General features: G+C 38.4%; 13 protein-coding genes. 8 read left to right on the top strand and 5 right to left on the bottom strand.

The genetic code is table 11. The annotated features are described in order from the left end of the window. Window positions 1–8: 8 nt before the first annotated feature. The 4 genes from OOA_RS18405 to nagK all read right to left on the bottom strand — a co-directional run bounded on the left by OOA_RS18405 (window position 9) and on the right by nagK (window position 10,033). Window positions 9–4,949 carry a DNA repair ATPase gene (locus OOA_RS18405; protein WP_008913681.1) on the bottom strand — a complete coding sequence of 1,647 codons (4,941 nt, stop codon included), beginning with the start codon at window positions 4,947–4,949 and terminating at the stop codon, window positions 9–11. A gap of 379 nt (window positions 4,950–5,328) precedes the next feature. Further along, complete coding sequence (locus tag OOA_RS18400; RefSeq protein WP_008913680.1) at window positions 5,329–7,527, bottom strand: flotillin family protein; 2,199 nt, start codon at window positions 7,525–7,527, stop codon at window positions 5,329–5,331. Window positions 7,528–7,647: 120 nt separating this feature from the next. Continuing rightward, on the bottom strand, window positions 7,648–8,286 hold the full coding sequence (locus OOA_RS18395) for an OB-fold-containig protein (RefSeq protein ID WP_008913679.1): 639 nt from the start codon (window positions 8,284–8,286) through the stop codon (window positions 7,648–7,650). Window positions 8,287–9,121: 835 nt separating this feature from the next. Next, window positions 9,122–10,033, bottom strand: coding sequence for an N-acetylglucosamine kinase (gene nagK, locus OOA_RS18390; protein ID WP_008913678.1), 912 nt, complete (start codon window positions 10,031–10,033; stop codon window positions 9,122–9,124). A gap of 624 nt (window positions 10,034–10,657) precedes the next feature. Between nagK and OOA_RS18385 the strand changes: the two genes are divergently transcribed. The 8 genes from OOA_RS18385 (at window position 10,658) to OOA_RS18350 (ending at window position 18,473) form a co-directional block, all read left to right on the top strand. Next, a complete protein-coding gene (locus tag OOA_RS18385) occupies window positions 10,658–11,431 on the top strand; it encodes a helix-turn-helix transcriptional regulator (protein ID WP_008913677.1) in 774 nt (257 codons plus the stop codon). Between the two features lie 261 nt (window positions 11,432–11,692). Next, a complete protein-coding gene (locus OOA_RS18380; protein ID WP_008913676.1) occupies window positions 11,693–12,469 on the top strand; it encodes a hypothetical protein in 777 nt (258 codons plus the stop codon). An 81-nt stretch (window positions 12,470–12,550) separates the two neighbouring features. Further along, window positions 12,551–13,735 (top strand): MFS transporter, encoded by a 1,185-nt coding sequence (locus OOA_RS18375; protein ID WP_008913675.1) that lies wholly within the window; start codon window positions 12,551–12,553, stop codon window positions 13,733–13,735. A gap of 266 nt (window positions 13,736–14,001) precedes the next feature. Further along, the gene (locus tag OOA_RS18370) at window positions 14,002–14,562 is read left to right on the top strand and encodes a YagU family protein (RefSeq protein WP_008913674.1); all 561 of its coding nucleotides are present in this window, start codon (window positions 14,002–14,004) and stop codon (window positions 14,560–14,562) included. A 167-nt stretch (window positions 14,563–14,729) separates the two neighbouring features. Beyond that, complete coding sequence (locus tag OOA_RS18365; protein WP_008913673.1) at window positions 14,730–14,990, top strand: type B 50S ribosomal protein L31; 261 nt, start codon at window positions 14,730–14,732, stop codon at window positions 14,988–14,990. A 2-nt stretch (window positions 14,991–14,992) separates the two neighbouring features. Further along, window positions 14,993–15,133 carry a type B 50S ribosomal protein L36 gene (gene ykgO, locus OOA_RS18360; protein WP_008913672.1) on the top strand — a complete coding sequence of 47 codons (141 nt, stop codon included), beginning with the start codon at window positions 14,993–14,995 and terminating at the stop codon, window positions 15,131–15,133. Window positions 15,134–15,816: 683 nt separating this feature from the next. Further along, on the top strand, window positions 15,817–17,292 hold the full coding sequence (locus tag OOA_RS18355) for a tetratricopeptide repeat protein (protein WP_008913671.1): 1,476 nt from the start codon (window positions 15,817–15,819) through the stop codon (window positions 17,290–17,292). A gap of 2 nt (window positions 17,293–17,294) precedes the next feature. Next, window positions 17,295–18,473 (top strand): MFS transporter, encoded by a 1,179-nt coding sequence (locus tag OOA_RS18350; protein WP_008913670.1) that lies wholly within the window; start codon window positions 17,295–17,297, stop codon window positions 18,471–18,473. A gap of 352 nt (window positions 18,474–18,825) precedes the next feature. Here OOA_RS18350 and OOA_RS18345 read toward each other — a convergent pair whose 3' ends face one another. Next, the gene (locus OOA_RS18345; RefSeq protein ID WP_008913669.1) at window positions 18,826–20,013 is read right to left on the bottom strand and encodes an MdtL family multidrug efflux MFS transporter; all 1,188 of its coding nucleotides are present in this window, start codon (window positions 20,011–20,013) and stop codon (window positions 18,826–18,828) included. Window positions 20,014–20,270 lie beyond the last annotated feature (257 nt).

Raw genomic sequence — 20,270 nt, 5'->3', positions numbered from 1 at the left:
ATCACTTTTTATTGAGCACTTAGTGCTTGTACGCTCTCAACCAAATCAGCAAGTTGAGCAACAACGCGATCACCCACATCGGCATTATCGCCACCAAGGGCTTTATTACGCATGAAATCTCGCTTAATTTGCTGCCAACGAGCGGCTTCTTGTTCCGTTAATGTACCGCGAAGCTCGGCTAATTTTAGCAAGTTTTCTTCTGCTCCAGTCGTCAGTAATTGCGCTTCACCTAGGTAATGGTCGTCTAATAAACGTTCGAGTTCTTCTTCATTCATGACCGAAGAGACTTTTTCACTGAGTTTATTCATATTACGGTAACTGCCCTGCAAGCGGAATGCAGGCTCGGTGCGGTATTTATCGGATTGAGCCGCGCTAGCAATATATTGCTGGTTCACTTTCAGTACCACATCGCGCAATTTGATCAGGTGCTTGATCACAGAAACGATTTCACTAATTTCAGCATCAGAATAAGGATAGCTTAAGGCATTGGTTGAGACCGACTTGCCCATGGCTCTATCGACAAAAAGGTACAAGTCATTTAAGTCACGCAACGCTAGTGGGGCGAGAACAGGGTTGGATGTCAGACTATTTTCGATATAGCTCAGCGCAAAGGCTTCATCCATGCCGCCAAGGACTTCACCTAAGTTATAGATATCGGCACGGTTAGCCAACATATCTGGAATACGGAATACTTCGCCAGACTCAGTGTAAGGGTTACCGGCCATAACCACGCAGAATTTTTTGCCGCGCATGTCATAGGTTTTGGTTTGCCCTTTCCAGATACCTTCGATGCGCCTTGTACCATCACATAGCGAGATAAATTTCTGTAGGAATTCAGGGTGCGTGTGCTGAATATCATCCACATACAGCATCACATTATTTCCCATTTCTAAGGCGAGGTTGAGTTTCTCCAACTCTTGCCTTGCTGTCGCATTCGGGGCTTGCTCGGGGTCGAGTGATAGCACATCATGGCCGAGAGCAGGTCCATTCACTTTCATGAAAATCAGACCTAAACGATCAGCAACATACTCCATTAAGGTCGTTTTACCGTAGCCAGGAGGGGAGATCATCAATAGCAGCCCCATTAAGTCGGTTCGCTTACCTTCACCTAATGCCCCGATCTGCTTCGCCATATTGTCGCCAATAATCGGCAAATAGACGTCATTGATCAGCTTATTGCGCACAAAAGAGCTCAGTGGGCGAGCTTTAAATTCATGAAGTTTCAGGCGACGACGCTCATCAACAACAATACGCTGGCGTAAGGTCTGATATTCACGAAATGCAGGGATGAACTGTTTTCTTTGGCGACGCATGCGACTGAAATAGTTATCCAAACTCAGAGACAGTGTTTGATTTTCTATCGTTGGATGTTCGCCGAGTAAGCCACTCACTTTAAAATAGAGGTCGGCTTCGCTATAGCGTGCAGAGGCCACTTTATCCAAGATAACAATCGCAATTGCACCCGGAATATAAGGCATCAGATAGGCAAATTCAGGTACTGAGCATAACCCTTGGAGCCAGTTTTGAATTAACGCCCAACGCTGTGCATAACGACCGGCAAGGTTCTGTTGTGAACGGTTGAAGTCAATCCACATATGCGCTTCTTCTAATCGACTTTGCAATGCTGTCACTAAATCACGTGCATATTTACTGTAGATAAGGTCGATAGGGGTTCTGGCTAACGCAAAGCTAAGATATTCCGCCGCTTGTGTTTGTTGGTAACCTTCACAAGGAATTGGGTGTTCTTGTAAAAATAGGCTGATATCCGCTTCGATTTCGGCTTGTAAATCGAGTAGGGCATCATCATTGTGGAATAATTGATGGATGTTCATTGCCGTTCTGGCGCGTTCTGGCCAGAGAGCTGGATATTCGAGAGTTTGTGCATATTCCCAGAATATTGCTGCAATAGCCCGTGCAGTTGGGTTATAACGCAACAAGTCTGCGCTTTCTCCAACCGGGATCAGTTTTTTTAAGATGGCGATGGCATCGTGGTCATGGATACCTTTTTCATAACCTTCTTTGTAGCGTGGGGCTGCAAAATCGCGAACAATCTTCTCTAATTTTTCAGGGACAGACAGCGCTGATTTAATGTGTTCATAATCGAGTCCATCTTGACGTTTGCTAGCGGCATAGATAATTGAATAAGCGAGATATTCTGCCCGATAAACGCTGTCAGATTCTGATTCAAGCGTTGCTGACCAATAGGGTTGTAGCTCGGCTAATTGTGCATTGTCGATCGGTTCTTGGAAATCGGTGCCCGTAAGATATAACCAAAGCTGGTTATTTTTCGGCAAGATAGTCAGATCCAACTCTTGAGTATTAACGCTAAAACGGTGACGAGGCCCCAACTTGATGATGTTGCCGCCGTCTTCAAAAATATCCGTTTTATCACGCAATGTGCGAATAGCTTGGTCACGTGCGGCTTTCAGTCGTGCATCAATATCATCAGCTTTGACGTTATCATTGATTTCTTTGAGTTTTTCAATGATTTCACGGGTTTTCGCAGCCAGAGGATCTGAAGCAAAAAAAGCATTCAATTCATCTTGTGACTGAAGACGAAGGGTGCGGCGCTGTAAGCTTTCTAACAGGCGTTCTGCCGCCGTTTGCAAGTTCTGAGAACGACGCTGGCGATCATCAAGTAACGCTTGTTTGTGTGATTCAAACGTCTCAATAAGTTCTTCGCGTTTAGATAAGATATCCTCAAGAAACTCATCATGATTGCTGAACTGGCTTTCTAGCTCTTCCAACTGCACTAATAATCGTGATAACTGATCATCGCAACGTTCAGGGTCGGTTGAGAGTGACAGTGCGTTAGTAATCCCTTGGCTGAATAAACGGAATTGGGCACCAAATTGGGCGACAGTCTCGACACTGCTTTGTGATTTACGTTTTTGTTGTAAGCGAGCGCGAGATTGGTTTAATTGAGCATAAATTTGGGAGATGGCATCAATGATGCTAGTTTGTTGGGTCACATCTTCAAATTTTAGAGAAGCCATTAAATTCGACAGCATATCCAAATCGGCAGACAGGGTTTCTATGCCGTTCATTGGAATGTCGAGTTGTGAGCTGTTTTGAGCACTTTCCATCTGCTCTTCAAAAGTCGCCAGTTGTTTTCTAAACGGCTGTAATGCTTTTTCACTCGCCAGAAACGCCGCTGTGGCTTGAGATACACGTTGTTGTGCTTCGGTAATTTCAGTCTCCATCTGACTGAGCTTCGTTAAATCCATATAACGGAACTCTCGCAGGGAAATTAAGTGACCTCGCTGTGCACTGAGTGCATTTAGGCCATCAACAAACTGCTGAATATCATGCCAACTATCAGGTAACGTCAGTGAAATGAGGGATTTTTGGCGGCTAATCGCCTCGCTCATGGATTTTGCAGATTGCTGACGAATACTTTCTACTTTTTCATATTCATCTAAGACTAATTCACTGGTTTGGGTGATCTCTTTGAGTAATTTTCCAAGACCTAAGCATTGTTCATCATTGAACCAATAATAGATATCTAATAGGTTTTTCGGTTGCTGACTGAGTTGTTCATAGCGGGCGATAGAAACTTGATTGCCTTCAATTTCTTTGGCGATATGCAACAGTTCGGAAATACCACGCACCAAGTCAGGGTTACCGATGCGACCAAAAAAGCCACCACGAGGAGGTTGTTGGTCGGCAAATTCATCAGAATAGAAAGGCGTTTGCCATACTTGCATTGGGTGGACGCGCGTTGCTTCTTCGCCTTCCCCTTCAAATAGCACCATCTTGCCATCTTCAAATATGGCATAACCATGCCCGATCAGCGGAATAGCCAGCTTTCTTTCAATTAAATTATAGTTAAATAGGGCAATACGACCTTGATTTGGCGAATAGAAAACATACAGCACATCCTCACCGTTTGGTGAGCGACGCAGACGGCGAAAACGCATGCCATCCATAGGCTGATCAAAGGTTTTGTACTCACCATTTTGCAGGTAATAACCACCAGGGAAAATAATACCGTGGTCTTCCGGTAGCTGCACGCATGCTTGACCAATAGCATCAATACGTTGCACAGATTGCGTCAACGTGTTGTAAACCAGATAACGCCAGCTTTCTTCGCGGTAAGGTAATATTTTCAGTAAAATTAAACTGCCCGTCTGAGCATATTCAATTTGACCATCATCGAGAGATTGGTTTTTATCGAGAACGGCTTCGCGATAAATCCCTAAACCATCTTCTGTGTTGTTTTCGCATTTAATGGTGAGATCACCACCAATAGTTTCAACAAAGACCGTGTCTAAAATATTGATATGTGGGAAGCGACCATTGACGGTGTCTTCACGAGTGGTTCTGGTCCATTCAAAATCATAAGCAGGTGGTAGGGCGATATCGCGCTCACCACGGTTATCAATGTACTCAATTTTGCGTTTATCACTGGAGATAGACCAGCGGAAAACACGCACATCAGTGATCCGATCACCAATTTGGAAGCTCGCGAGTAATTTGCCGTCGCGTTCGACTAGCTGTAATAATTGCGTGTTTTTGTAATAAGTGTATAGCTCAGTAAAGTCTTGAATGAAACGTGTATCATTGAGGAACGTCTCTTCGTAAGGGACTGTTTCAACGTCGAATTCGCCATTATTTTCAGTTAATCGATAGAGCGAGAAAACATCTTCAAGATGGGTTTCTTTTTTGAGGCCAAGAAAAACGTTATAACCAAATAGCAGCCATTCACCCACACGAACAATATCCCGTGCTTGGCAATTATTTTCTGTGCGAATACGAATACGGCCAATAATGTCCATTTGGCTTTGGCCAAACTCTTGTAAACGACTGTCATTGAGTTGTACCGCTTTTTGGTGGAGCTGCTGACCTTGTTCGGTGAGACGCTTACGTAATATGTCATAAGCTCCACCTTGTGCAACAGCGCTATCCAGTATTTCCTGTTCGTTATTCGTATCTTGAATATTTGACATGGTGTGACTGATTTCCTTGGCTCAAACTTATACCCAGCAAATTTATCTTTCAGGATATCATTGGCTTTGACACTCAGCCGTAATAACCATGAGTTGGGGTATAACAACACATTAAAACAAGCATACCCAGAGAGTATGCCTTTGAACTTGATATACCCTCATACTTCAAGTTGCATGGTTGTTGACTACATTCTCAGTTAGCCGAGTCACATAGCTATTAATGTTATGCTTCCCGACTAGCTTCGTTTATCGCCTACATGCACCTAGAATATTTTGGGTATATATCTGTAATTATTCAAGTTGTCAGCTTTCCTATGTCATTCGCAGTTCTTTATAGGAGTTGCTGACATACATCTTGAATTATCTGGATATAGGCTAATTAGCGTTCATCATCTGTTGAGATTTCAGCTTTTGCTGTTACTGTTTTTGCCAGCTGACCTGCGCCTTTCGCTGCCATAAATCCATTAACTAATTCTTGGACTTCAGGATTTTTCAGCAGTGCAGCGATATCGATTTTTTTATCGTCTTTACGGTTGATAAGCTTTTCGACATTTTCTTTGACAAAGCTGCTCTTGTCTATAAAGCCATCGACTGCTTTACCTAAACTCAAGGCTTTAGAGAAGGTATTAAAGAAGCTGCCATCCCCGCCAACGATCTCGATATTGGTTTTCGCCAGAGCTGCCGCCAAGACATCGGCTTGTTCACGCGCGATCTCTTTATTTGCATCAATCGATGCCATCGCTTGCTCGAACTCTTTCTCAAGACGCATACGGAACTCTTCATGGTTACGAGCGGTATCGCTGAGGTGATCCATAGATTTGAATTTATCGGTTAAACCGTCTGCTTCTGCTTTCAGGCGTTGGCGAATGACTTCAGCTTGTGCTGCACCCAGTTGGCCTTCACCGCGAGCTTGTGCCGCCAGTTTTTCTTCGAGGACTTTAGCATCAGCCAGCCCCAGTTTCTCTTTAGCTATGGCTTGTTGCTCATCACCACGTGCTTGAGCCGTTAATTTCTCTTCGAGAATTTTCGCTTCTGCTAAGCCTTGTTGCTGTTCTGCGTGAGCTTTTGCTTCCATCACTTGCGCTTCAGTTAAGCCTTTTTCTTTCAGGCCACGTGCTTCAGCTAACAGTTTCTCAGCAGTAATATTGGCGAGGACTAAACCTTCTTTCTCTTCTGCTTCAGCGGTTGCTTGTCGCACACGAGCTTCAGCAAGACCTAGTGCAGCATGCTCGGCTTCAATCCCTTCCGCTAAGCGTTTTTTCGATTCGGCTTGTTTTGCTGAAGCTTCCAGCTCAGCTTGAGCCATGGTGCTAATTTCTTCAGCGCGGTGTTTTGCGCTTGCCTCATCAGCTTCGGCTTTCTTCACTTGGCGAACCAATGATTCTTCTGCTTCGGCTTGAGCATTGATGATGGTGACTTGTTTTAAACGGTCAGCTTCTGAAATTTCACGCACTTCTTTAATGCGCTCTTCTTCTTGTGCCACACTTTTTTCAACCACAACACGTTCACGGATCACATTAGCAATATTTTTGCGTTCTTCTTCTAACGCTTTTTCTTTTTCAATGCGTTGTAATTCAACTTCGCGTTCGCGAGCAACAATTTCGAGGTCACGGGCACGAGTGACACGCTCTTCTTCAATAGTGACAGCACGGGTACGGTTTTGTTGAGCGACCTCAACTTCACGCATGCGGTTCTCTTCGCGAATTTCGATCTCTTGTTGGGTTTGGATGCGTGCTTGTTCTGATTTCAGACGTTCTTCTTCTTGAACTCGCAATGTTTCAGCTTGTTCACGAGAACGGATGTTGTCGATTTCACGTTTTTGACGCGCTTCAGCATCAGCTTGTTGGCGTTCTAGCGCTAAGCTTGCCTCACGGGTTTCCACATTTTTCTTTTGAATCGCCAGCTCTTGGTCACGTTCTTTCTGGTTAGTTTCAATGTTATGGATTGCTGTGATTTCGGTGATTTTCCGAATACCTTCAGAGTCAAAGATATTGTTTGGATCAAGTGCGGATTTTGGTGTTTGTTCTAAATAGTCAATCGCCACATCTTCTAGGGCGTAACCGTTAAGATCTTTGCCGATAACATCAACAATGCGATCGCGGAAATTTTGTCTATCTTCAAACAGTTTCGCTAAGTCGAATTGCTTACCAACCGTTTTCAGCGCTTCTGAGAATTTTGCACTGAATAAGGCACTAACCGCTTGATGATCAGATGCACGCTCAACACCAATGGCTTTTGCCACTTTTAATACATCTTCTGTTGTTTCATTAACACGCAGATAGAAGGCAACAGTGATATCTGCACGTAGGTTATCGTGACAGATTAAGCCATCTTTACCGCGGCGATCCACTTCTAAGGTCAAAAGAGAAATGCGCATAAACTCTTTTTTATAGATAACTGGATAGACTAATGCCCCCGTAAAGTGGACTTTTGGTTGCGCCGACATGTCGTTAACAATCAGTGCAGTTCCTTGCGGTACTTTGATATAGAAGGCTTTAAACAGCCCAAAAAATCCTAGTATGACTAGGATAATGCCCCCGACAATGGTTAAAAAGGGCATAAATGCAGCCAATTCCATATTTTTTCTCCATGGGTTCAGACGATGTCGTCGTTTTAATATATATCAGTCATACTTCAAGTTGCATCGGTGTCGGACATCTAAATGCAGCTTGAATGATTTAGGGTATATGGTTTGCTATTAGCGTCGAAACTCTTCTTCAGTCACGACATGATAGCTGTGTGAATCCGCGTCATAACTAATGATGACAACACGATCGCCACGTTTAATATTTTCTGTTGAGGCTGAACGAATTTGTAAAATCAACCCTGCACCACCATCCTCTAAAACAGCTTCCCCTTTCTGTTCGTTTACTTCGCCTGAACGTACTGTGGCGAGTTTGCCCATTAATTGGTGGACACTTTTCGGCTTGTTATAGTTAGCCAATTTATCGCGTAATGGTTTTAAACAGAGGGCAGTAAGATGAAGGGAAATAAAGAGAATTATCAATAATGCGACTACAGCAGCCAAGTATCGCAGCGGCGTGATATCAATAAAGCGAATAAACCAATGAACACTAAAGTAGCTCAGTAGCCAACCAAAGAGAGTAAATAAAGTCAGAATAATGGTGACCGGAATACCCGCTAAGCCTAATTTTGTGAGCCAGCCAGCAAAGCCTGTTGCATCAAATCCGTTACTATCGATAGAAGTATCAACACTGAATAAATCAATATCTAATAGGCCGAAGGCGGCGCATAGCCAATAAAACATAACAATAATGAGCAATCCGCTAAAAATAATCGCCGGAAAGGTCAGGCAGTTTTGTAGGAATAAGTTCATCAGGTTCTCCATACCCGTCATACTTCGAGCCGCAGCGTTGTTGACTGCTCTTCGCTACTCGAGTCACATACTTATGTATGCTCCCCGAGATATCTTCGCTTGTCGCCTAGCTGCAATTCGAATTATTTAGGGTAGCCATTTATATTTCAAACTGGGTATACCCTTTATACTTCAAGCCGCAGCGTTGTTGACGTGTGCTATTTCGATAAAACCAACCAGCCCGATGAACATAGATAATGATGTAAATTTGATGACCGGGCGAGGATCTGCATTTAAAACGATGTCACACAATTAAAGCATTACTTGTATTGCCGAATAATATCGATTTTAATGATTTGTAGTATCGGACTAGTCTCTAATATCTAGCTGATTTTTATGATTTATTTTGGATTAACAAAGATAAATTATAAAAAATTGATATATAAGGATTATCTTGCCATCAATCAATAACAAAAGATAATGAGTAATCTCAGTAATATGTAATTAAATGTTATTTATTATCGAAATGCACTAATTAAAAAAGCTAAATATAACCTGTGATCAAATATAGATAATTGGAAGTCAACTTATTCATCATATTGAGAGTTGGATGGATATTAACATCCCTCAACAAGTTAAATCATTACACTATTCTAACTTTAAGCGTGTTTTTATAGGAATAGTGTCGTTTATTGCCTACTTATAAATTGAATTATTACCAATGCAATTAGTAAGAAAATAAACAAATAATTAAATGACAGATTAAGGATTCAATACAACGCAGGAAAAGGTCATTTTCCCGCGCTATCTGCCCATTAATTTAAATATAAGCGGCCACGTTACTCGTTTGAGGAGATTAGTCTCTCAGATTTAAACAAGCAGCGCCTCTTGCACCACCTGAATCACCGTAGCGAGCCCTTTCTATCGCAGGAAGATTGGCTATACCATATAAATATTGTGGCAGTGCGGTAGGTAATAGCTGGTATATGCCATCAAACTGCGATAATCCACCACCGATAACCACAAGATCAGGATCTAGCACGGTCAGTACTTGCCCTAAAAACATAGCTAATAAATTGATATAGCGATCGACATGCTGTTTTGCGACGGCATCGCCTTGCTGGTAAAGCTGAATAATTTCAACAGCGGAACGTTTTTTACCCGTAAATGCGGCGTAAATTCGCTCGAAACCTGGGCCTGCCAAATAGGTTTCAAAACAGGCCGTTTTACCACAACCACAGGCTATTTCTGGTACTGTCTCACCCAGTAGTCGAGCACCCTGTAGTGAAATGTTCATATGGCCAATTTCGCCAGCGATACCATTTTTACCCGATAGTACTTTGCCATTAGTGACAAATCCGCCACCAACACCTGTACCAAGAATTAGGCCAAGCACCGTTGGGTAGCGAGTAAATTCAGGATCCCAAGCTTCAGATAGTGCAAAGCAGTTAGCATCATTTTCAACTTTAACTGGGCGCTGTAAGATATTTGCTAAGTCATGGATCAGCGGTTTATATTTTGCGGCAGGAACATTGGTGGTAAAAACAGTGCCTTTTTCGTGATTAACGATACCAGGTACGCCGACCCCTATTTTTCCTCGGCAACCTAATGCCGCATCTGCCTCTTCGGTTAGGCTCTTAAAAACATTAAGGAGAGCTTGATAATCCTCTTTAGGTGTCGGTACACGCTTTTGCCATACCTGCTTGAGTGATTCATCAAACACTGCAAGTTCAATTTTTGTACCGCCCATATCGAAGCCGTAATACATGGTATTCTCCTATTAGCCTTACCCGTCATACTTTAAGTTGCAGCGCATGCATTCTAAATATAGCTTTTAAATATGGCACTGCGCTCATTCGCACTAGTCACATAGCTATGTATGCACCTAGCGCTTGTTTATTGGTATTGCTTCTCTTGTCGTCGTATTTTCAGCTCAAACTCATCATAAAATAACGCTAAAAGTGCCATTTTGTCACTTTTGGCTATTTTTAAACCATTATTTAAGGTAAAAAATTATTTCATTATGGTGATGTTTTATAATTGATTTCGCGAAAGCACTGAAAATAACTATACCAAGGACAATGCTAACAGAAAAACAGTGCTGAGGTGTGGTGATATTTATCACCTATACGAGATCAAATTATGTTTCGTATCAAAAAAATTAATAATTTAATTCTGAACGGAGTGATGAAAATTTTCTATTGTAATATTTCTATTTATTATCAATATTAATTATTACCTATTTAATTATATCTAGTTCTTGTTTTTCAGGATTGATAACAACACATAGATATTAGTGTTTTTAAATTATCATAAATTTAGTATTTTAATATTTAATTCGACGTGTTAAAGATACGCCCATTAATTTTAAATTAAATTTAATGGTGTGTTTATGGACATAAAAAACAAATTTCTAGAGAAGGCGTGTGCTAACTTAACAAAAAACTTTGCTAATTATTTTGATTGGAATGATATGGATATTTCAGTTATGCATGTAGATACGGTTAATGAAAAAGTTAAAGCCATCTCAAATAATTACGAATGGTTATTAACTTGTTGGGATCATGATTTAGATTTAAGCTTACGTGAGAGGCTAGAGCCTGGGATTCAATATTGGAGTAATTATTCAAGTGTTTTTGCTAAAATTCTAGAAAAGTCAGATAAAAGAAATATGAAGGTTGATTTTTGTAATAAATATGGGAATAATTTTGAAATTATATCGTTCAATTCCAAGAGGCAGCTTTCTTTATTGGATATGACGATGATTTATAAATTAACCCCTACTATTTCTGATTATATACATCAATTATTAGGGAAAGAAAAAAGTATAATTCTACCACTTCGAATTGATCTTCCAAAATCAATGGAACTAAATAATAATATTGAAAAATCTACTGAATTGTTAGATATCCATCAATATATGCGTTTTGGAAATATTCGATTTACTCGCAAAGAGATCATCACCATTAGATTGTTCCTATCCCATTGTAGAGTTAAAGAAATTAGTGCTATTCAAGGTTGTTCAGAAGCTTCTGAGCATAAACGTATTCAACGAATTAAAGAGAAACTCAATTGCCCGTACGCATCACCAAGTGGATTGTTTAGTGCCTTAAAAGAGCAGGGTGTTACATTAGCCTGTTTAGAAACGTTGGTTAATTCATCATAATGATATATAGGCTAATTTCTGTCTTTCGCATTTGATTTTTATGGGTTTTGATTAATCAATGTCTATCATTATTTATTAATTCAATATTTATTTAACACGTTAAGTTGTCGCTATAAATATAAATACTATTCTTCTTTAGTATATTGCGAGGTAATTATTTCGTTTTAATGTAATAAGTCCATATCGTGACATGTCACGATGATGATTTTTGAGTAAAATGTATTTTTTTTGATATATAAAATTAATAATATAAGGAGTGTTATGAATATTGAAAATAATTTCATAGAAAAAAACTGCGTTGATTTTAAAAATAACTTTACTAATAATTTTGATTGGAATGATATAGATGTAACTTATTCGCGCATTGATATATGTGATAAGGTTATTCATACCGTATCAAGTAATTATGATTGGATGTTAACATATTGGGGGGATGACTTAGATCTGTTAATAAGTGAAAGGCTTACGGCAGGCATTCAATATTGGAATAACTACTCACAAGCTCATGCAGATGCTTTGTCTAAGACCAATAAAAATGCATTGAAATTGGATTTTTGTAATCAATATGGAAATGTATTTGAAATCACATCAATTAATTCTAAAAAACAATTATCAATGGATGATTTGTTAGCTATTTATAGTCATCGACCTTCAATTGCTGATTATATTCACACAACATGGGAAAAAAATGAGGAAATTGTTTTGCCTCTCAGGGCCGAAATTGCATTACCTTTAGGATCATTGCAAACAATAGAGGAGCTATCGATTGAGTCATCCGATATTCAACAATATATGCGCTTTGGTAATATCCGTTTTACCCGCGAAGAGATCATGACTATTCGGCTACTACTCTCAAATTGTCAAGTTTCAGAAATTAGTATTATTCAAGGATGTTCTGAAGAGATTGAAAATCAAAGAATTCAAAAAATTAAAGATAAACTCGATTGTTCCCATGCAACTGATAGTGGGTTATTTAATGCATTAAAAGAGCAGGGAATAACATTGTCTTGCTTGGAAACATTAGTACGTTATCCGTAATTGCTTTGACATTAAGGCGATTGATATGTAATGCCAATATCAATCGCTAGTAGCAATGATTAACTATAGTAAGGGCAATAAATGAAATGGAAATTCAGGTTTGGCACAGTGATTGGAAATGCACTTGAGTATTATGATATTGCCGTATTTACTGCGATATCTATGTATTTAAGTGCCGAGTTGGAACGGCAAGGTTATTTACAAGCAACCGAAATGATCTGGGGGATTTTTGCATTAAGATTTATTACTCGACCAATAGGCGGCTATATTATTGGTCGTTATGCTGACCGTGTGGGAAAGAAAAGCGCGCTTATACTCACTAGTTCTATTACGGGTACAGCCACGTTATGCATGGCATTTTTACCGATATCGCTTTTAGGTATTTACACACCATTAGTGATATTAATACTACAAATGGTTTTATCGTTTAGCTATGCAGGGGAATATCCAGCGTTAGCAACTTATTTATTACATGATGCAAAAAGTAATGAGTACTCAAGGATCTCAGCCTTAATGACAGGTAGTGGACTTTCTGGGGTGGTTATTTCTTTAGCTGTTGTGCTATTACTCGAAAGTACGCTTGATTTACAAATAATGCAGACGATTGGCTGGCGTATCCCTTTGTTGCTAGGCGTAGTCAATATCGCCATCAGTTTTTGGTTTCGTTCTCGTCTTCCTGATATTCCAATTATTTCGAAGGAGTATCGCAAGGTAAATTGGTATATATCATTTCATATTTTCCTAGTAGTAGTTCCCGGTTCTGTCGCATTCTATACCCAGAATTTGTCGTCTTCTTTGATACGTGAACATTTAAATCTTGGCGATTTAAAAAGTCTATATTCTATTGTGCTATCAAGTTTGCTGCTGTTAATGATTGCTATTTGTAGCTGGTTAACAGATAAATACAGTTCAGCTATTAAGGTTTATAACGTGGGCGTTTTAGGGCTTATTTTATGTTCTGTGCCACTTTATTTCATGATGGCTAGTGAAGTGACTGAATTGATTCTGTTTGCATTGCTCTGCATTATGCTAATTACTTCTATGGTCTTGTGTAATTGGTCTTATATGATGGCAAAGGATGCGAATGGACAAGTCACAACACTCAGCATGGGCTATAATTTAACATCAACTCTTGTTGGTGGAGTTACTCCTCTCATTATCAGTTATTTGGTCGGTTTGAATTTGATCTATGTTGGTGTATTTCTTTCTGTGTGTGGACTAACATTAATATTGTCATACAATTTACCAAAGCCTCAAATAGCATAGCGTATTGATAAGCCATCCATAAAATAATTTAAGTTGCTGAAAGTGTTTAGTCGTAACTTAAATTATGTGGAATAGTCTGGTTCATTGAAAGGAGATAAGTATTACGCTTAATTGCACAAAAAATAAAGCGTTAGGAATAAAATAGAAATATAGATAAGAAAAGTTAATATCGTTAATTAGTCTTTTTTTGATATGTGTCATATACGTTTCTCTTAAAAAAGAGAATAAATAAAGCTCATCCAATTTAAATTAAATAATGGTGGTTTATGTCTATAGGGTTATTTTATCGCACGGAAAAACATCGACGTCGTTTTGGTGTGGCTTTTATTGTGGGGATAGTGGGAGGTATCGTTTCTGCATTTGTAAAATGGGGGGCAGAAGTTCCTTTTCCGCCAAGAACCTTTACGGGGGGAAGGAATGAATTTAATCCACCTTATCTCTTTTTGCGTGACTATTTAGGAATTGATCCTACTTCAACGGTTTATACCTTTTCTGAGCACATTATTAATCCAGTAATGATAACGCACATTATTTTCTCTTTGGTCTTTGCAATTGGCTATTGCCTTGTTGCCGAGATTTTCCCGAAAGTAAAAATGTGGCAAGGGATCATGGCGGGTTTACTCGCGACTGTTGCAGTTCATGGCATTAGCTTCCCGCTATTGCACCTGACACCGCCTTTAACCGAGCTACCTTTTGATGAGTATTTTTCTGAGATCTTCGGTCACGCAGTTTGGTTTTGGTCGATTGAAATTATAAGACGTGATTTAAGAAACCGAATCACACATGAGCCTGATCCAGAAGTGCCGTTATCGCAATCTTTTAGATAATACATTTTTCAATTTAAAATCAAAAAGCTAGCCAAATAATTGGCTAGCTTCATTTCACAGTTTCATTCTGATTATCCATTTTTTACTTTTATTCCACACGAAAATAATTGCACCTCTTTTTTATTTCTAGTATTGTTATATTATAACATAACAAATGGTGCATTATGATGAAACACGGAATCCACCCAAAATATCGAACTGTTGTTTTCCATGACACCAGTGCCGATGCCTATTTTAAAGTTGGTTCAACGATTAAAACGGAGAAAACCATTGAGTTTGAAGGCGAAAGCTTTCCTTATGTCACTCTAGATGTCTCTTCGGAGTCACACCCGTTTTATACCGGTAAACAGAAAATGATTTCACAAGAAGGAAAAACGGCACAGTTCCAGAAACGTTTTGCACGCTTCTTGTCAAAAGAGGAGAAATAAACGTGAAGGTATTGAGTTCGTTAAAAACGGCAAAACTACGCCACCCAGACTGCCAAGTGGTGCGTCGCCACGGTCGTGTATATGTTATTTGTAAAACAAATCCGCGCTTCAAAGCCGTGCAAGGTTGTAAGAAAAAACGCTGATTTATACAGGGATTGTTGGTCTTCGAGTTATTTACTTCAATTTTCCTGAACCATCGCAGTTGTTCTGTACTGTGATGGTTTTTTTATTGGTCGCCAAGTCTGGTGCTGACAAGAACCGAATATGATTAATTGCCTACCTAACATTATAAAGTTAATCAAACCTTAATGTTCTCAATTAACGTAGGTTGACTTGTTCTATTTTTTTAGTTTACACTTTCAATTTAATTAATAGAGGAATTAATAATTCAATAATTAGCTAATTTTGATTGGCGAGTAATTATTAAAAGTCCGAGATTTAATTTCAAATCACTGAAATTAAAAATCAATAAAATCGCTAAAACAGATATGCTTAAGCTGATTTTCATTAAATCATATCACCATTAAATTAAAGGTGGGCTAATGTTTCAAAGACTAATTATAATATGTGGTATATTGTGGTTATTAAAATAAAAATAAATTTTGACATGATTATTTTATGTGTGTAACTTTAAATAGGCCAATATAATAAGTACGTTGGTTAAATAATAAAGTTAAATTATATCTGAAGGAAATAATTATGAAAATGATAAAGATGAAACCAAGCGCTAAACGGATAGATTTTTCGGTAATGTATAACGTTAAGTAATTTGGAGTAATAAAAAGGAGAGTAACTATCTCCTTTTTATTTAAGGAGGCTATATTCAATGAATTACTTTAACTTGGCTATAAATATCCCATTGGAATATTTAATAATACGCGAAGTATTACTCAGGTATGTTTCAAAAGAAACATTAACTATTAATGATAAAAAATTTCTTTATCCTTTGGAATATTTTGATAAAAGCGATTTGTCATTGACAGATAAAATTAGTCCCGATGACCAAATTAGATTTTACTTAAGTGATAGAGTATCAAGAAAGGTTGCTGAGTTAGCAAAAAAAATATCTGACTCAGGCGTTAATGTTATTAGCATTCTCGCTCAGTCATCCACGTATCCAATTGTTAATGATTTTATTCAAGCATTATATCGTATGGGTGTTTCTGTGATTTTAATTGCAGACTATGCTGTAGTAAATGAATTTAAATTAACAGAAAATGAAGTGAAATTAACGAAGGAAATAATTAGGTGGGAGTTTGGAAATGTTGATATCCTTCATGATTATATAAAAATGATTATTAATTCTGGAGATATATACAGCGCAGACCATTTAATAGAACATTGTTTAACTTGTTTTGATAATTATGAGCGTTCACATGCAAATTTGATTGGCACAATTAAAAACTGTCTTAATAAACCTATAGAGGCGGAGTACTACTATCTAAAAAGTAAAGAGTCTGGAGATGCATTAAGTATTGTTAAAGCTAATTATGCATTATCAATGTTATATCTTCGCCACCATAAAGCTAATAAGCTTAACCTTGAAAAAGGACGTTATTTTCTACAGGAAGCATATGACCTTATTAAATTAGGAAAGCTAGATTATTTAGGTCAAGATAAGAAAAATTTTTATTCAGTATTCAATCGTAATGGATATGGGCTTGTTCTTTTTAGAGACGGGCATTCTGAAGAGGCTATAAAACTACTTAATTGGGGAATTAAACAATTATCAGATGGCGATAGTATGCAGCACTATATGCATCGGTCAGTCATTATTTATAACATATGCCTGTGTTATAAATGGTTGGGTAGATATGATGAAGCAATCATATACTTTAATCAACTATTAGAGATTGACTATACCTTTCCTGAATATCACCTTGAATTAGCAATGTGTTATTATGAAAAAGGAGATATGACGAGTTATATTGAAAAAATTAATAATGCATTATCTGTTAGTCCATTACATAGCGATAGTCACTATCATCTGAGTATTGAGCTATCATCATCTGAAGATGACATTTTAGCCGAAAAGCATGCCAGACTGGCTTGGGAAATTTCAGGTGATAGCATTACCGCTTATAATTATGCCCATATACTTTCCTTGAATAATAACTATAAGATGTTGCATCGCCTTATGCAAAAAACGAGTGTTTTTCTGATCCCCGAATGGCTAATTTTGCAAGCTGAAAATATTGCTCAATATTCTGATAAAGAGGCGTTTAATTACCTTTTAGAATGTCAACGTATTTTCCCAGAGCACCATTTAATTAATAAAAATATTGAAATGTTGAGAGTTTAAGCATGGCATACAAAATATATATCTTATACTTTTTGTATCTTTTTCCCATGTGGATCTCAAAAACACTACAACCGATATATTGGCAACAGGAAGAACAATTAAAATTATTTTCAATTTCTTATGTAATGATGGCAGTAGCAGGTGCATGTTCACTTCTTTATGCAAAAGGGTTATCTCTTATTGGTACTAAGATCGGTTTATTTATTGGTTTCTCTCTCTACGGCGGAGGTCTTATACTCAGAGCATACCCTATAGGGATAAGCATTGCTGTAACTTCAGGTTTGATGGCTGGAGTGGGGGCCAGTATTATTGCTATTGCTCTTAAATCATTGATCTTTAATTTCCATAAAAAAGAACAAGATAAAGTCTTATTGCACACCGATAATATAAGCACGATAGCACAGAGTCTTGGTGCTTTTGTTGCAGGGGGCTTAGTGTCGATTCTTTCTATGGTAATTCAATACCCATATCATTCAGCTCTTTTTGCCAGTGGAGTGATGGTGTTAATCGCAATAATCGCTATCCCTTCATTAGACATTCATCAAAGTGAGTTGGAAGTATCCAAAATAAGTAAAAAAAAGTCATCTTCATCTCTCAAATTTTTTAATAAAACTAATTTGATCCTTTTTATTGCATTTATTATTAGTGGAACATGTTGGGCATTAATATTGCCGATTATTCCCATTTATCTAAAGAATATGCATTTCTCAGATGCAAATGTAGGTTTAGTCATGTCAGCAGGTGTAATAGCGGGGTTTCTACTCAAGAATTATTTTGTGCTTATTTTTTCTGGCAAAGATAAATCTATTTCATTATTGTTTTTTTCTTGTTTATGCATGTTTATGCTTTATACGATGTTCTGGTCTATGAAATTTGAACTACCTTTAGTTTTTGCGGTATCTATTATTGCAATGTATATGTTTAGAACGGTTTGTTCATTGCTAATTAATTTTATTGAAATGGAAATTGCACAAAATAACAATGCGGAACATATTTTTGGTTTGGTACAAACGGCTTTTCTTACAGGAGATATTTTGGGGGGAATAGCGTTGCCTTATGTTTATGAATCAGATTTAATGACAAGTAATCCCATAATAATCATTCTCTTAATTCTGTTATCAAACGTACTGGTTTGTACCAGTGTAAAAATCAGAACTAAAAAACGAGCTAATTTAGCCTGAAAGTATGGCAGCGTTTTCACCGATGTTTATAAAAATAGGAGACTTTTATATCTATAAGATTTTGCTTAATTATACTCTAAATAATTCGAGTTGCATGTAGGCGGGGAGTATAGATAAACTCAGTGATTCACTCGACTCGACTCGCTGAGTGTCGTCAACAACCCTGCAAATTGAAGTATGACTAGTATATACGCTATAAATCTTTATTGTTTTATTTGGCCATTACACACGACGATAGCACAGGTATTTGGCTCTAATGGGATAACATGAACTACCGCACCAAACCAGACGTGCAGTGGTGTGAGAGGACGATGGGAGTGACCCCATCTCCTACTTGATGATGACTGATTGATTATTCCATCGCTTCCATTGGCTGATTTGCGTGAGTTGACGATATTTTCAGTAAAATCATTCCGATAAGACCGGCGGCGAGCAAAATAATTAACAACATACTCATTGATTGCACACCTGCCCAGCCCATTACCCAAATATAAATCGACGCAAAACCGAGTTGGGAAATTCCTAAAATCGAACTGGCGATCCCCGCTTTTCGGGCATAAGGGGATAACGCTTGGCTCATGATGATACCGAATAACATCGAGAAGCCAACACCACAAAAACCAAACACGACAAACAAGAGAATAATAGAGTTAAAGCCTGACTGATAAATAATTAAAATCAATGAGTTGATAATAAATAAACTTAGCCCAATGTAGATCAAAGATTGACTTTTAAATGTCGATATCAATTTTGGCATAGAAAATGACGTTGCCATACTTAGCATAGCCAATAATGTCATCGCGGTGGAGAATTGCCCCGTTGTGAAACCAAGGTTTCCCATCAAAATAATTGGCGAAACGTTCACATAAGTTAGGATCACTGCGATACCTAAACATGAAATCACTAAGCGAGTCAGAAAGAACACATTTAAAAAGTTTTCATCTGAAGAGGAGGACGCCGAAACGGTTCCTTGCTCACTTTTGTTGATTGTTGGCTTGGTTTCTTTGATGCCAACTAAGCAAAAGAGAATACTGACGATTGCATAGGCTGCCATAAAGTAGAACATTACTGACCAATGATAAAACAGCAAAATAGCAAAGCCAATGACAGGTGCAAGCACGGGAGCGATGCAGGTGACGCCATTCATCATCGACAACACTTTAGTCCGCACTCTTGCGGATAAAACATCGCGTAAGATTGCGAATGTCACCACATAGCAGAATCCAGCGCCAATTCCTTGTAAGAAACGAGCCACTAAAAATACATTCGCTGTGGTCGCTGAGCCGGCCATGATTGATGCGGCGGCAAAAACCATTGCACCCACTAAAACGACTGGTTTACGTCCGATATGATCTGCGCACCAGCCTGCGATTAGCATGGTTGAAGCCATTCCCGCCAGATAGATGGAAAAAGCCATGTGTAACTGACTTTCAGTGGCGTGTAAGTCGGCGGCGATAAGTGGAATTCCGGTTAGATGAAGATCTACACCCAGAGGATAAATTAACACTATCCAAAAACTAAAAAGAACATATTTGATCATGGTACAAAAGGCATCCTGATGATAAACAAGCATGATTTTAATCATAACAGGTTATTTAAGATATTGATTAATCGTGAAACGCTATTTTCCATTTTGGAAAACAGTCGCCGCAGTTTCTTTTTATTATTTGAACACAAAAATTTTAAGAGCGACGTAGGTAGTGAGCTGAGAATAATTAATTGGCAGCTCGGAGTATTTAGTATGTGACTCGAGTAGCTGAGCGTAGTCAACAACGATACGGTTCGAAGTATGGCGGT

It is taken from the genome of Providencia burhodogranariea DSM 19968 (assembly GCF_000314855.2).
Classification (GTDB): Bacteria; Pseudomonadota; Gammaproteobacteria; order Enterobacterales; family Enterobacteriaceae; genus Providencia; species Providencia burhodogranariea.
Note: the sequence above shows the minus strand (reverse complement) of the source record. Positions and strands in the feature narration are given on the sequence as shown.